This window comes from Luteimonas notoginsengisoli (assembly GCF_042648885.1).
In the GTDB taxonomy this organism is placed as follows: domain Bacteria; phylum Pseudomonadota; class Gammaproteobacteria; order Xanthomonadales; family Xanthomonadaceae; genus Luteimonas; species Luteimonas notoginsengisoli.
Map to the genome: position 1 here is coordinate 1,089,066 of NZ_JBHRYF010000001.1, position 13,827 is coordinate 1,102,892.

A 13,827-nucleotide genomic window follows, 5' to 3' on the forward strand; every position below is an offset into this window, starting at 1 on the left:
TCGACCCGGGCTCATCGATCGGCAACCGGGTCCCGACGTGCATGTCGCGATCCCGGTATGCGCGATCGCTGAGCCCGGTCGACGCGGCTGACCAACGTCAAGCGCACTCGGCACGAACCCGAGGGGCGAACTGCGCTCAGCGCGCGCGACGGGTCAGCGTGCGGTCGATTCGGCCGCGCTTCTGCCAGCCAGGCGTTTCCTCTGCGGTCGAACTGCCAACCGGTCGCAGCGACTCGCCGTAAGCCGGCTGCGGGATGTCCGGCAGGCGCGCGGGGGGCAGCGAGGCTGCCGCCATCGATGCGCCCACGTACTGCGGCGTCATGTCGCTGCCCTGCACGATGCCCAGCGGCGAGTATCCCGAATAGCCCGGGAACACCGCGCCGATGCGATTGTTGCCCATGCGCCGGATCAGCAGCTCCGACAGCACGCGACGGAAGTCGGTGGTGACCGGCACGTCGCCGAAGTAGGGCGACAGGATCTCGGGATCCAGTCCCTTCCAGCTGCCGTAGAGCTTGCGCCCGTTCACCGCGCCGCCCAGCACCAGCAGTGGATTGCCGTAGCCGTGGTCGGTGCCGCGGCTGCCGTTCTGACGCACGCGGCGGCCGAATTCGGACTGCACCACCACCGTCACCCTGCCGATCTCGCCGCCCGCCTTGAGTTCGCCGTAGAACGCGGCGAGCGCCTGCGAAAGTTCCGCGATCCGGTCCTGGTAATAGTGATAGCCGGCGCCAGCGGTGCCCTGGCCATCGTGCGTGTCCCAGCCGCCGAGGTCGACGGCGGCGTAGCGCATGCCGAGATTGAAGCGCACCGACTGCGCGACGGTCCACAGTTGCCGCGCGAAGTTGCCGGTCGGCCAGCTGGCGGGCAGGTCGCCATAGGGCTGCCCGGCAATCACGCGCAGCGAGGCATCCGCCGCGCGGCCCGCGCCCTCCAGGCCGGTCTTGCCTTTCCACAGCGTCGCGAGGGTTTCGTTGACGCCCTTCAGGCCCGCCGGCGAGTCCGCCCGCGTCTTCTGCCACGCCCACGCGCCGGAATTGAGCGCGAAGTCGGACGGGCTGCCCATGGTCAGGGATTCCGTTGCGCCGAGCAGGTTGGTCGGGGTGCGGCTGTTGACCGCCAGCGCCGGCATCACGGCGTTACCCGGCGTGCCGGGCTGCGAATCCCAGGCGCGGGTGATCCAGCCGCTGCCGATCCCGTGCTGCCCGGGCGTGCCGAGGTCGAGGTACAGCTGGGCGTCGAAATGGCTGCGCGTGACCGTCGTCAGCAAGCCGCAGCCGTGCACGATCGCAAGCTTGCCGTCGGTCCAGATGTCATGCAGCCCGGTGGCCGACGGGTGCAGGCCGAATCCGGTGGCCGCGCCGCCGGCGAGCGTCAGAGGCAGCGCGCCATAGGCGCCGGAGGCGGCGATCGACAGGTCGGGGCGCGCTTCCTCATAGAAGCCGCGGTCGTTGCCCGAAACCGGCGGCACCAGGTTGAGCCCGTCGATGCCGCCGCGCAGGAAGACATGCACGATCGTGTCGTAGGTATTGGCCGCGGCCTGTGCGGGGTCGGAGAACAGCAGCGACGGCCCCGCCACGGCGCCGACGGCCGCGGTGGCGCAGCAGCCCTTGAGGAACTCGCGGCGGTGCAGGAGGAGGCGGTCTTGCGGGGAACGGGGCATGGCGGTCTCCTCAGCGGGCCAGGAATTCGGGCGACATCAGGACCAGCGACACCATCGACCGCAGGCGCTGCTGGTTGTAATGCTTCTTCAGGTCGTTGCCCGACCAGGCATCGGTGTCGGCGATGACGTCGGCCGCGGCGCCGTTCTGGCGCATGAAGTCGACCAGCACGGTGCGCCGGGCGGGCAGGTAGCCCAGCAGGCGCTTGCACCAGAAATCGACCAGCGCGGTCGAGGTCCACGTCGTCACCCCGCTGCGCGTGGCGGCGAGGATCGGTAGCAGCGGCGTGTCGCCATCCCTGGTTTCGGTCAACCAGTTGAGCAGCTTCCAGGTCATGCCCAGGCTGTTGGACCCGGACCAGGCGACCGCCGTGTCCGGGTAGCCGTTCGGCGCGGGCCAGTCGTAGGGCGTGTGCCCGGTGAAACCCATGCGCCACGAGAACTCGTCGCTCTTGTCGTCGCCCACGCCCGGCGTCCAGTTGCTGCCCGACAGGCGCAGCGCCGCGGCCACGGCCTCGAACGGGCGCCGCCGCTTTTGCCCCCAGTCGTTGAATGCCGCGTCCGAGAGCAGGATATGGCGCAGCGTGCGCTTGATCTGGTCCGGCTTCTGCCAGTTGGCGCGGAATACCGCGGCCGCGCTGTCGACCAGCTGCTGGCTGGGCCTGTCGGCGCAGAAGCGGCGGATCAGCTTGCGGCAGATGAACTTCGCCACCCGCGGATGGCTGGCGAGGCGGTCCAGGATGTCGCGGCCGTCCTTCAGCGCGGGCTGCTCGGGATTGAGGAACATGCCCAGCGGGAACTTCGGTCCGGCGTCGTGCCAGCTCGAACGGTAGGCGAACGTCCCATCGTCCTCGGTCGGGAATTCCCAGTGCCCGTCCTTCACCGTCCAGCCGGTGAACGCGGCCGCGGCTTCGTAGACGTCGACGTCGGTGTACCCGATCGGATACGAGGGGTCCTCGGGGCAGGGTGGCACCTTGAACGGATCGACGAACCCCAGGTAGTTCTCGCTGCCGAAGGTATGCAGCTCCATCAGCTCGCGGGCGAAGTTCTCGTTGGGGCCGGCGCGCGTGTTGGAACGGTTGTCGAGGAAGTACAGCATCGCCGTGCTCTGCGCGACGGCTTCAAGCATGGTGCGGAAGTTGCCGAACGCGTTGGCGCGGATCACGTCGCGGTCGTAGTGCACGTAGACAGGCCCGGCCGAATAGTCGGTGGCCATGACGTTGAAATGGTCGTGCCAGAACGTCACCAGCAGCTCGCGCAGCTGCCGCTTCGAATAGACCGCGCGCACCAGCGAGGCGCGCTGGATTTCCCATGCCGGGCGCATGCGCACTTCCCACGCCGGATCGCCCTGGACGTGGTCAGTCCACAGCTGCTGCAGGCTCTTGCCGAGCGTGCTGTAGCCGGCCGACGCGAGGCGCGATTCGACCGCGCTGTCGTCGATCGCTTCCCAGGCAAGCTGGCGGTCGACGTATGCGGTCATGCGCGCGGTGTCGGTGCCGCCCAGCGCATTGAACGCGGCGATGTCTGCAGCGGTGGCACCGTAGCTCATGTTGCCCAGCGCGCGGATCGCCAGGGACGGTTTCGGCAGGGTGATCCGCGCCGGGGCCGACATGCCGCCGAGCGACGGCGCGCCGGAGGATCCGGGCGGCGCACTCGCGGCGAGGCCGGCATCGTCGGCACCGTCGAAGAGCAGCGGCGTGATCGCGTTCGACACCGTGGCGCGCGACGGCGGCGCGGCGAATGCACCGCCGGCGTGCATCGAGGTGTTGCGCCCCGCGGAGGGCATGGCCTGGTAAGGCAGGGGCGCGCCGCGTCCGTAGCGCTGCGCGAGCACCTCGCGCGCGTGCGCCTCATCGACCTGGCGCCGGGCGCTGGCCACCCGACGCTGCCCGGGTGGCGGGGCAGCCGTTGGCGAAGCGGCCGTCGACGCTCCGGCATCCCGGACCGACGCCTCCGCGAGGAAATCGGCGGGCGCCGGACATTGCAGGCCCGCGGCGTCCAACAGGCTCGCGGTCGGCGTCGCGCTGTGCGACATCGGATCAGGCATGGCTTTTTCCCCGGAAACTCCCCTGTCGGCGAAGTATGGGGGGATTTCCAGCCGCGGGTGTGACCGCCTTCGCAGAGTCCCTGCCTCCCTGCCTCGCACCGGTCGGTCAAGTAGCTCATGACCACCGCGAAGCCGGAAACGCGGCCCAACGGGCCTGTCCACGGCGCCGCCCGGGCATTGGTGTCGAAGGACGATGCCCGGATGCTGTTGATCCGCGGAGTGCCGGCAGCGCAACCATGGTGAAGGTGAACGCGCAGCGCGATCGCGCTCGCATCGATCCCGCCGGGGCAGGCGCTGCCAGCGGGCAAGTCCAGCCCCTGCATCCCGCGGACACGCCCGATCTGGCAGCCTCTGGGCTTCCGATACGAGGAGCCGACCATGCAGCGCCCCCGCCACTTCTCGATGCTGCGCGATTTCCAGCTCGCCGACTGGTTCACCCTGGCCAACGCCTTCTGCGGCACCGGCGCGATCTTCGCGGCGATGCGCTTCCTGCTTGAGGGCGGCACCTCGGCCGACGGTCGCAGCGACCTGCTGGTCGGCATGGCGCTGATCCCGCTGGCCTTCATCTTCGACGCGCTCGACGGCCGCATCGCGCGCTGGCGCAAGGTCGCGTCCACGCTCGGTCGCGAACTCGATTCGTTGGCCGACGTGATCTCGTTCGGCGTCGCGCCCGCGGCGCTCGGCTACGCCTGCGGCATGCAGGGGGGCTGGGACTGGGTGGTGCTGAGCTACTTCGTCGGCTGCGGCGTCAGTCGCCTGGCGCGCTACAACGTCACCGCCGAAACGCTGGCCGACGGCGGCGACAAGGTGAAGTATTTCGAAGGCACGCCGATCCCGAGCAGCCTGGCGATCGTGATCCTGCTGGCCGTGGCCGCGTACCAGGGCAGCATCGGCGATGGACTGTGGCTCGGCGCGTGGCAGCTGGGCCCGTGGCAACTGCATCCGCTGGTCCTGGTGTACGCGCTGTCCGGCTCGCTGATGATCAGCAAGACCCTGCATATCCCCAAGCCCTGAGCGGCCGGGACGGTCATGGCGCGTTGCTATGATCGTGGCTGGATCCGGGAGGAAAGCGATGCGCGACGACGGGCAGGATGGCGGCACGAAGCCGGGCGGTGCTGGCGCCGGGCAGGGCTTCGATGCCCTGGCGCGTCAATACTGGAATGCCTGGGGCGAAGCCTTGCGCAGTGCGACGCCGGGCGCCCCGCAGGCCGGCGCACAGCCGTGGCAGGACGCGATGGACTGGTGGGGTCGCTTCGCCCCCGGTGGCGGCCAGGCAGGCCACGACACCTTCGATCGGTTCAACGGGCAGGCCCGGCAGTGGTTCGGGCAGATGCAGCAGCTCGCGGCGCAATTCGGCGGCCAGCAGGCCAGCGCCTCCGAGGTCGCGGCGGCGTGGAAGCGCGCGATGGACGCGGCCGGCGGCAATCCTTTCGGCGACCTGATGCGCGGGATGCGTGGGCCGGGGCTGCAGGGCTTCGAACAGTGGCTCGACCAGGCCCGGCCCTGGCTGGATGGTCTGCGCAGCGAGGCCACGTCGTGGCTGCACGTGCCCGCTTTCGGTTTCGCCCGCGAGCACCAGCAGCGCTGGCAACAGCTGGCGCTGGCGATGGCCGACTACCAGCAGTGCACGCAGGCCTACGACGAACTGATGCGCCAGGCCACGCGCGACGCATATGGGATCTTCGAGGAGAAGCTGGCCGAGCGCGAAGAGCCGGGCCGGCAGATACAGTCCGCGCGCGCGCTGTTCGACCTGTGGGTGGATGCCGCGGAAGAGGCCTACGCGAAGACCGCGCTGTCGCCTGCGTTCCGCGAGGTCTACGGCAAGCTGGTCGACGCGCAGATGCGGGTGCGCGGCGGCGTGCAGCGCGAAGTGGAACAGGCCAGCGCGCTGTTCGGTATGCCGACGCGTACCGAGCTCGACGGCGCGCACCGCAAGATCGTGGAACTGGAGCGGCAGATGCGACGACTGCGTGATCGCATCGAGGGCGGGCAGGGCAGCAACGATACCGTCGCCCCGGTCCGTGCAGCGGCGAAGAAACCCGCGGCGGGTACGTCGAAGGTGAAGAACGCCGCCGCAGCGAAACCGGCGGCGGGCAAACCCGCCGCGAAGGCAGTCTCGCCCGCCGAGGCAAGCAGGTCGGCCAATGCCAGGGCCGCGAAGGGGAAGCGCTGACATGGCCGGACCGCTCGACATCACCCCCGACCGGCTGGCGGCCGAGGCGTCGGCCTTCCAGCAGAAGCTGGTGGCCGGCATGCAGACGCTGCGCGAAGTCGATGACGTCGACTACGGCGCGACCGACAAGGAAGAAGTCTGGCGTGACGGCAAGGTCGTGCTGTACCGCTACAGGGGCGAAGGCAAGCCCACCGCGGAGGTGCCGCTGCTGATCTGCTATGCGCTGGTCAATCGGCCGTACATGGTCGACCTGCAGTCCGACAAATCCATCGTCCGCAACCTGCTGGCGCGCGGCGAGGACGTCTACATCATCGACTGGGGCTATGCCGACCGCTCGGACCGCTTCCTCACGCTGGAGGACTACATCGAGCGTTTCCTCGGCGGCGCCGTCGACCACCTGCGCGACGCGCACGGCCTGGACGCGGTCAACCTGCTCGGCATCTGCCAGGGCGGCGCGTTCTCGCTGTGCTACGCGTCGCTGCATCCGGGCAAGGTGCGCAACCTGGTCACGATGGTCACGCCGGTCGACTTCCACACCGACGACAACATGCTGTCGAACTGGACCCGGGGCATGGACGTGGACCTGTTCGTCGACACGCTGGGCAACGTGCCGGCCGACCTGATGAACCTGTGCTACCTCACGCTCAAGCCGTGGCGGCTGTTCGCGCAGAAGTACGTGGGGCTGGTCGACATCCTCGACGACAGGCGCGCGGTGGAGGATTTCCTGCGCATGGAGAAGTGGATCTTCGATTCACCCGACCAGGCTGGCGAGGCGTTCCGCCAGTTCGTCAAGCAGTTCTACCAGGCCAACGGGTTCGTCAACGGCGGCATCGTGATCGGCGATCGCGAAGTGCACCTGGGCCTGGTCGAGATGCCGGTGCTCAACATCTACGCAGAGCAGGACCACCTGGTGCCGCCGACCGCTTCGAAGCGGCTGAAGGAACTGGTCGGCAGCCAGGACTATTCAGAACTCTCGTTCCGCGGCGGCCACATCGGCATCTACGTATCCAGTCGTGCGCAGAAGGAAGTGCCCGGCACGATCCACGAGTGGCTCGCGGCGCGTTCGCGCCTGGCTTGATGCAGGTGCCCGGGCGGCGCCCGGTCGCTCGGCGCGCATGGGCGCTGCCCCGGTGGCGGGGCGGATTTGCAAGCGTGATTCCGCGGGATCGGGCGCCGCCTGCGTGTCGACGATGCTTAACGGGCGGCGCGCTAGACTCGCGCCATCCACTACCACCAGACCCCGATGACTCAGACGCAGCGCTTCACCCGATCGATCCACGACCGCGTCCTCGCCGGCGTCGTGGGCGGCATCGCCCACCGCTTCGGCTGGAACCCGACGCTGTTGCGGGCCATCTACGTCATCCTGTCGGTGGCGTCGGCAGCGTTCCCCGGCATCCTCGTCTACCTGATCCTGTGGCTGTTGATGCCCGAAGGCAACGATTGAACGCAGCGCAGGTCGCGGCGCGCATGCCGCGGGCGGCGCTGCGCATGCTGCAGGCGGCGGGCGTCGCGTGGACGCTGCCGAACACGATCGCCGGGCTGGTGCTTGGCATCGTCGGTCTTGCCTTTGGCGCGCACCTGCACGCGCGCCGGCGTGACCTGGCCATCGTGTTCCACCGCTGGCCCTGGGGCCCGGGCGGTGCGTTGACGCTGGGGAACGTGATCCTGCACACCGGCGACACGCTCGATTCGTCGTGCCTGACCTATGCCCAACGCGACGGCGAGGGCGAGGAAGCATCGATTGTCCTGGCCGACCACGAGCGCGCGCATGTGTTCCAGTACATGGTGCTGGGTCCGTTGTTCCTGCCGCTGTACCTCGCGGCAGGCGGCATCAGCGCACGCAACCGCTTCGAGCGCGCCGCCGATCGCTATGCCAGTTCCGGGCAGGGCTGGTGGCCGTGGTAGCCACGCGCGCGAGGGCCCTGCGGCGATGTGCCGACGAACGGTCGGCATCTTTTACATCCCGGTAACGGTGGTCGCGGTAACCTGCCTGCGTCGAAGAAAAAGCGGAAGGCGCAAGCCGGAAGCAATCGCTTCGGCAACAGAAGGCTCAGCCGCTCGGAGAAATCCGGAAGACTGGGCCTTCTACTTTTTGTGCAATGCAAAAAGTCGGCACGCCGCGGTGCGCCATTTTTTGCTTCCGGGGCGATGCTCCGGAAGCGGTGCACGCTGGCGTCGAAGTGCGTGCGCCGCCGCACGCCGCAGCCGCGATCGTGTCGATCACCGCCCGTGTGAATACGCGCGGCCGGCGCATGCGCTAGGCTCGCGCCAGCGAGGGAGGACCGCGCATGATCCGAGACGAGTTCCGGGCACTGACGCCCTGGTCGTTTTTCCTGCCGATCGCGCTGGCAGTGATGCTGGGCGTGCTGGTTGCCCACGCGCTGATCGCCGCGTTCTCGGGCAGCGGAGGCGACGCCGATGCATCCGCCGCGCAGCTGGCTGCCTTGACCGCGGATGCCGGCGAGCCGCAGGCCGACAGTTCGAACGCCTCGTCAGCGACCGGCCGCAACGGCCGACCGGTCGTGGCCAAGACGGTAGCTGTGCTGGCGCCCGTGAGCCTGCCCGGGCCGAGCAGCGCGCGGCGGGACGGAGAAGCGCGCGCCTGCATTGGGGGCACCATCGCGATGCGTGCCGAGAACGGCTGGGAACAGGAAGTGGTGGAAGACGCGCCGGCACGCTGCAGGGCGAGTTCGCGCTGAGCGGTCGCCCGGTTTCGTGCGCCGACGCTCAGGCGTTGCGCGGCGCTGCCAGGGGCAAGCTGACCAGGCTTTCCCCGAGCGGCGCCGCGTCCGGCCCGAAGCGCCGTTCCGCGAACACGACTGCGTCCCTGCCCACCAGCACCACGGTGCTGCAGCGCGTGCCATAGCGCTCGCCGCGCACGAACGGCGGCGACAGCATGCGCTCCAGTTCCAGCCCGACGCCGGTGTCCGGCAGGCCCTCGTCCGGCGCGATGCTGGTGTCGGCGAGCGCATCGAGCAGGGGTTCGATCATGTCGGCGTCGGTCGTTTCCGCCATGGAGGCCGGCGATCGCAGCCACGCTTCGAGCGCGCGCGTGGCGTGGGTACTCTTCGGCCAGGGCGCATCGAACGCCCCGTTCGACATCGCGTGCAGCCCTGGCGCCACCGGACCGCTGGCGAAACCCGGATGGTTGCTCGCGAAGCCCAGCGAAGTTCCGTCCCACGCCAGCAGGTTGAAGCGGCCGAATTCCGCGGCGATGGGTGCCAGCGATGACAGCCCCGCGCCTGCCGGGGATTCGCCGCGGACGAAGTCGCGCACCAGTGCGCCTCGGGATCGCGGCGCGGTTTCGCCGGCGATGCCGGCACGCACGTTGGTCACCGCCGCCAGCCGGCCGCGCGTGGAAACCTGCAGCCAGCCGCCACCCTGGACGAGGTCGCGGCCGCCGTAGACGTCGGGCGCATCGGGATCGAATCCCGCCGCCGCGGTCCGCCGTGCGTGGGCTTCATCGCGGTTGGCGATGAGCGCGAGCGGGAAGCGCGGATGCACGCGCCAGGCGATGGCGATCAGGCACATGGGGCGATGCTAGCGCAGCTGCGGGTTCAGGCGCTGCTGCGCAAGTTGACGCGCGCGGACAGCTGGGCGGCGGATTCCCTGCGTTCGCTGTAGCGGTCCACCAGCCACGGGCTGATGTCGCGGGTCAGCAGGGTGAACTTGACCAGCTCCTCCATTACGTCGACCACGCGGTCGTAGTACGCCGAAGGCTTCATCCGGCCGGCCTCGTCGAACTCCTGCCAGGCCTTGGGCACCGACGACTGGTTGGGGATCGTCAGCATCCGCATCCAGCGACCGAGCACGCGCAGCTGGTTGAGCGCATTGAACGATTGCGACCCGCCGGAGACCTGCATCACCGCCAGCACCTTGCCCTGGGTGGGGCGGATCGAGCCCTCGGTGAGCGGGATCCAGTCGACCTGCGCCTTCATGATCCCGGTCATCGCGCCATGGCGCTCCGGCGAACACCACACCATGGCCTCCGACCAGCGCACGAGATCGCGCAGTTCCTCCACCTTCGGATGCGTGGCCGGCGCGTCGTCCGGCAGCGGCAGGCCGGCGGGATCGAACAGTTTGGCCTCGGCGCCCAGCGCTGTGAGCAGCCGCGCGGCTTCGAGCGCCAGCAGCTTGCTGTACGACCGGGTGCGCAGTGAGCCGTACAGCAGCAGCACCCGGGGCGGATGCGTCGCGTTGCCGATCGCTGCGAAGCGCTCCGGCCCTGCACGTTCCAGCAGCGCGGTGTCGACGTTGGGCAGTGTGATCGATTCAGACAACGCGGTTCCCTTGTGCATCGATGACCACTTCGCCGTCTTCCTTCGCGAACGGGCCGCGCTGCGGCGACGGCAGCAGGTCGAGCACGGCTTCCGAGGGCCGGCACATCCGCGTGCCGAGCGGCGAGACCACGATCGGCCGCTGGATCAGGACCGGGTGTTCGAGCATCGCGTCGATCAGTGCGTCGTCGCCCAGCGAGGGATCGTCGAGATGCAGCTGGGCGTAGGCCGCTTCCTTCGCGCGCAGTACATCGCGTGCAGGGACGTCCATCGCCGCGATCATGCCGGCCAGCGTCTCGCGGTCGGGCGGGTCCTTGAGGTACTCGATCACCCGCGGCTCGATGCCGGCGTTGCGGATCAGCGCGAGCGTGTTGCGCGAAGTGCCGCAGGCGGGGTTGTGGTAGATGGTGATGTCATTCATGGATGGGGCTCCGGGATTTCGGTTGCATGTTCCTGCGCTTGTTCGTACCAGCCACGGGTGCGATTGACCACGTGGACGACCAGCAGCATGACCGGGACTTCGACCAGCACGCCGACCACCGTGGCGAGCGCGGCGCCTGATTTGAGCCCGAACAGGCTGATCGCGGCGGCTACGGCGAGTTCGAAGAAATTCGACGCGCCGATCAGCGCGGACGGACATGCGACGCTGTGCGGTTCGCCGGCCCGGCGATTGAGCCAGTACGCGAGCCACGCGTTGAAGAGCACCTGGATCAGGATCGGCACCGCGAGCATGGCGATCACCAACGGCTGCCGAACGATTGCCTCGCCCTGGAATGCGAACAGAAGGACCAGCGTCAGCAGCAGCGCGCCGATCGACATCGGCGCAACCCGCTTCAACATGCGATCGAACACCGCTTGTCCACGGCGCAGCAATGCACGGCGAACCAGCTGCGCGATGACCACCGGCACCAAGATGTACAGCACTACCGATGTCAGCAGCGTGTCCCAAGGCACGGTGATTGACGAGATGCCCAGCAGCAGGCCGACGATAGGGGCGAAGGCGAACACCATGATCGTGTCGTTCAAGGCCACCTGCGACAGCGTGAACAGCGGGTCGCCGCCCGCAAGCCGGCTCCAGACGAAGACCATCGCCGTGCACGGCGCCGCAGCCAGCAGGATCAGGCCGGCGATGTAGCTGTCGAGCTGGTCGACCGGGAGCCAGGCCGCGAAGACATGGCGCACGAACAGCCAGCCGATCAGCGCCATCGAAAACGGTTTGATGGCCCAGTTGACGAACAGGGTCACGCCGATCCCGCGCCAATGCCTGCCGACCTGGCCGAGTGCGCCGAAATCGACCTTGAGCAGCATCGGGATCACCATCACCCAGATCAGAACGCCCACGGGCAGGTTGACCCGGGCGATCTCCATGCGGCCGATCGACTCGAAAACGGCCGGGCCGATCTGGCCAAGCGCGATGCCCGCGACGATGCAAAGCAGCACCCAGACCGAGAGGTAACGGTCGAACACGCTCATTGCGGCGACGGGCTTCTCGCCAGCGGCCATGTCGCGCTGCATGCTGGTCATGGTTTCACTGCTCGCCGATTTCGCGCAGCTTGCCCTGTGCGGCAAGGCGATCGAGCTTGTCCAATGGCAATGCGATCAGCAACTCGACGCGCCGGCGCAGCGTCGCGAAAGCAGAGACGAACGCGCGCCTGCGCCTGTCCTCGCTGTCGTCGACCGCGGCCGGATCGGGCACGCCCCAGTGTGCGACTGCAGGGTGGCCGGGCCACACGGGGCAGGATTCACCCGCGGCGTTGTCGCAGACGGCGATCACCATGTCCATTTCCTGCGCGCCCGCTGCTGCGAATTGGTCCCAGTTCTTGCTGCGCATGCGCTCCTGGTATCCGAGCGGTTGCGCCAGTTCTGCAGCCTCGGGCTGGACTTTTCCGCCCGGACGACTGCCGGCGCTGAACGCCCGAAAGCGATCTTCGCCGAGCATGTTGAGCAGCGCCTCGGCCATGATGCTGCGCGCGGAATTGCCGGTACACAGGAACAGCACGTTGCAGACACGTTGATTCATTGCCGGGGCTCAGGCAGTCAAGGTATCGAGGTTGCTGTCGCCGGCAGCCGTCGTGGCGCACGGCGCGCCCCCGCAGCAGTTCTCGGTGAGGAAGGTGATCAACGCATCCATCTGGTCGAAGTCCGCGCTGACCCGGATGCTGCGTCCCTCCCGCAAGTCGGAGACCAGCCCGGCCGCGCGCAGGATGTTGAGGTGGGCGGTCAGCGTTGCCGGCGGGATGTCGAGCCGGTCACGCAGTTCGCCGACCGCCAGGCCCGCCGGCCCAACCTGCACCAGGGCGCGGAACGCGGCGAGCCGGTGCTGGTGCGACAGCGCGTTCAGGGAGGCGAGGGCGGCTGCGGATTCCATGATTCGAATATTCCGGAAACATGGAATTAAAATCAAGCCCTGGCTTCGGGACCGTTTGACCTTTGCCTAAACGAAGGATGAACACAACCGAAGGGCGTTCCGCCGATCGTCGATGTCGTCCGCCGCGAAACGACGATCTCGCAAGACTGTCTGCGGCGAACGCTCTCCGGGCATCGCGCCATCACAGTCGAACCGCATCCTGTCCAGCAACCGCCCAAGCGAGGAACGACCATGAGTTATGTCGACGGTTTCGTATTGCCCGTGCCTGAAAAGAACCTGGCCGCCTATCGCCGCCTGGCCCGCAAGGCCGGGGCGATCTGGAAGGCACATGGCGCACTGGAGTACATGGAATGCGTGGCCGACGATGTCCAGCCCGGCAAGCACACCTCGTTCCCGCAAAGCGTCAAGCTCAAGGCAGGCGAGGTCGTGGTGTTTTCCTGGATCGTCTACGCCTCGCGCGCGCAGCGCGACCGGATCAACAAGAAAGTCATGGCCGATCCGCGCTTGGCGAACCTGGGGCCCAAGGACATGCCGTTCGACGGCAAGCGCATGTTCTTTGGCGGCTTCAAGCCGATCGTGGCACTTTGAGGAGGACGACGATGGAAATCCGGAATCGCTTTGCCTTCGGGCCGCTCGCGCTTGTCGCGCTGCTCGCGGCCAATGGCCTGGCCGCGGCGGCCACCGTCAACTACGAGATCGATCCCGAGCACACCTATCCGAGCTTCGAGGCGGACCACATGGCGGGCCTGTCGGTGTGGCGTGGCAAGTTCAACCGCAGCAGCGGCAAGGTCGCGCTCGACAAGACGGCGGGGACCGGATCGGTGGACGTGGTCATCGACGTGGCCAGCATCGATTTCGGCCACGACGTGCTCAACGAACATGCGCGGGGCGCGGAGCTGTTCGACGTGGCGAAGTACCCGCAGGCGACCTACAGCGGCCGGCTCGAAGGCTTCGTCGATGGCAAGCCGACACGCGTGGCCGGCGAGCTGACCCTGCACGGGGTGACCCGTCCGGTCGAGCTGAAGCTCAACAGCTTCAAGTGCATGCCGCACCCGATGCTCAAGCGCGAGGTGTGCGGCGCCGACGCGCTGGCCACGATCCAGCGCGACGAGTTCGGCATGCCGGCCGGCAAGGATTATGGCTTCAGCATGGCGGTGACGCTGCGGATCCAGGTCGAGGCGATCGCGGAGGAAGCGGCGGCGGCAGGCTCGCAGTAGCCCGGAAAGCAGCGCCTCGCCCCCCGTGTGGTTTGCGACGGGCTGGCCAGTCGTTCCATCGGTGTCGGGCGAAAAGCCGCGCCCTCAT

At 68.3% G+C, this 13,827-nt stretch carries 16 protein-coding genes; 8 read left to right on the plus strand and 8 right to left on the minus strand.

Annotation, left to right across the window (positions count from 1 at the left end; all coding sequences use genetic code 11):
• Positions 1-136: 136 nt before the first annotated feature.
• Entirely contained in the window at positions 137-1,660 is a 1,524-nt protein-coding gene (locus ACFOM9_RS05090; protein ID WP_386706853.1) for a DUF1501 domain-containing protein, read from the minus strand.
• Positions 1,661-1,670: 10 nt separating this feature from the next.
• Positions 1,671-3,704 (minus strand): DUF1800 domain-containing protein, encoded by a 2,034-nt coding sequence (locus ACFOM9_RS05095; RefSeq protein WP_386706856.1) that lies wholly within the window; start codon positions 3,702-3,704, stop codon positions 1,671-1,673.
• A 378-nt stretch (positions 3,705-4,082) separates the two neighbouring features.
• Between ACFOM9_RS05095 and ACFOM9_RS05100 the strand changes: the two genes are divergently transcribed.
• The 6 genes from ACFOM9_RS05100 (at position 4,083) to ACFOM9_RS05125 (ending at position 8,576) form a co-directional block, all read left to right on the plus strand.
• A complete protein-coding gene (locus tag ACFOM9_RS05100; protein ID WP_386706859.1) occupies positions 4,083-4,718 on the plus strand; it encodes a CDP-alcohol phosphatidyltransferase family protein in 636 nt (211 codons plus the stop codon).
• Positions 4,719-4,776: 58 nt separating this feature from the next.
• The gene (gene phaE, locus ACFOM9_RS05105; protein WP_386706861.1) at positions 4,777-5,877 is read left to right on the plus strand and encodes a class III poly(R)-hydroxyalkanoic acid synthase subunit PhaE; all 1,101 of its coding nucleotides are present in this window, start codon (positions 4,777-4,779) and stop codon (positions 5,875-5,877) included.
• A 1-nt stretch (position 5,878) separates the two neighbouring features.
• Positions 5,879-6,955, plus strand: coding sequence for a class III poly(R)-hydroxyalkanoic acid synthase subunit PhaC (locus ACFOM9_RS05110; RefSeq protein WP_386706864.1), 1,077 nt, complete (start codon positions 5,879-5,881; stop codon positions 6,953-6,955).
• 165 nt (positions 6,956-7,120) lie between these two features.
• Positions 7,121-7,321 (plus strand): PspC domain-containing protein, encoded by a 201-nt coding sequence (locus ACFOM9_RS05115; RefSeq protein WP_386706867.1) that lies wholly within the window; start codon positions 7,121-7,123, stop codon positions 7,319-7,321.
• A 23-nt stretch (positions 7,322-7,344) separates the two neighbouring features.
• The gene (locus ACFOM9_RS05120; RefSeq protein WP_386707367.1) at positions 7,345-7,782 is read left to right on the plus strand and encodes a hypothetical protein; all 438 of its coding nucleotides are present in this window, start codon (positions 7,345-7,347) and stop codon (positions 7,780-7,782) included.
• 383 nt (positions 7,783-8,165) lie between these two features.
• A complete protein-coding gene (locus ACFOM9_RS05125) occupies positions 8,166-8,576 on the plus strand; it encodes a hypothetical protein (RefSeq protein ID WP_386706870.1) in 411 nt (136 codons plus the stop codon).
• A gap of 28 nt (positions 8,577-8,604) precedes the next feature.
• Here ACFOM9_RS05125 and ACFOM9_RS05130 read toward each other — a convergent pair whose 3' ends face one another.
• From ACFOM9_RS05130 to ACFOM9_RS05155, 6 genes are read right to left on the minus strand one after another with little or no spacing between them, the layout of a single operon-like run.
• Positions 8,605-9,408 carry an NRDE family protein gene (locus ACFOM9_RS05130; protein ID WP_386706873.1) on the minus strand — a complete coding sequence of 268 codons (804 nt, stop codon included), beginning with the start codon at positions 9,406-9,408 and terminating at the stop codon, positions 8,605-8,607.
• A 26-nt stretch (positions 9,409-9,434) separates the two neighbouring features.
• Entirely contained in the window at positions 9,435-10,145 is a 711-nt protein-coding gene (arsH, locus tag ACFOM9_RS05135) for an arsenical resistance protein ArsH (RefSeq protein WP_449284261.1), read from the minus strand.
• 4 nt (positions 10,146-10,149) lie between these two features.
• A complete protein-coding gene (arsC, locus tag ACFOM9_RS05140; protein WP_386706879.1) occupies positions 10,150-10,575 on the minus strand; it encodes an arsenate reductase (glutaredoxin) in 426 nt (141 codons plus the stop codon).
• Positions 10,572-11,627, minus strand: a complete 1,056-nt coding sequence (gene arsB, locus ACFOM9_RS05145) for an ACR3 family arsenite efflux transporter (protein WP_449284262.1) — start codon at positions 11,625-11,627, stop codon at positions 10,572-10,574. The genes arsC and arsB overlap by 4 nt, the downstream gene beginning before the upstream one ends.
• A gap of 55 nt (positions 11,628-11,682) precedes the next feature.
• Positions 11,683-12,174, minus strand: coding sequence for an arsenate reductase ArsC (locus ACFOM9_RS05150; protein ID WP_386706882.1), 492 nt, complete (start codon positions 12,172-12,174; stop codon positions 11,683-11,685).
• Positions 12,175-12,183: 9 nt separating this feature from the next.
• Entirely contained in the window at positions 12,184-12,522 is a 339-nt protein-coding gene (locus ACFOM9_RS05155; RefSeq protein WP_386706885.1) for an ArsR/SmtB family transcription factor, read from the minus strand.
• Positions 12,523-12,753: 231 nt separating this feature from the next.
• Here ACFOM9_RS05155 and ACFOM9_RS05160 point away from each other — a divergent pair, with 231 nt between their 5' ends.
• Together ACFOM9_RS05160 and ACFOM9_RS05165 are read left to right on the plus strand one after the other, a co-directional pair.
• Positions 12,754-13,110: a DUF1428 domain-containing protein gene (locus ACFOM9_RS05160; protein WP_386706888.1), complete on the plus strand. Its 357-nt coding sequence runs from the start codon at positions 12,754-12,756 to the stop codon at positions 13,108-13,110.
• 11 nt (positions 13,111-13,121) lie between these two features.
• Complete coding sequence (locus ACFOM9_RS05165) at positions 13,122-13,739, plus strand: YceI family protein (protein WP_386706891.1); 618 nt, start codon at positions 13,122-13,124, stop codon at positions 13,737-13,739.
• Positions 13,740-13,827 lie beyond the last annotated feature (88 nt).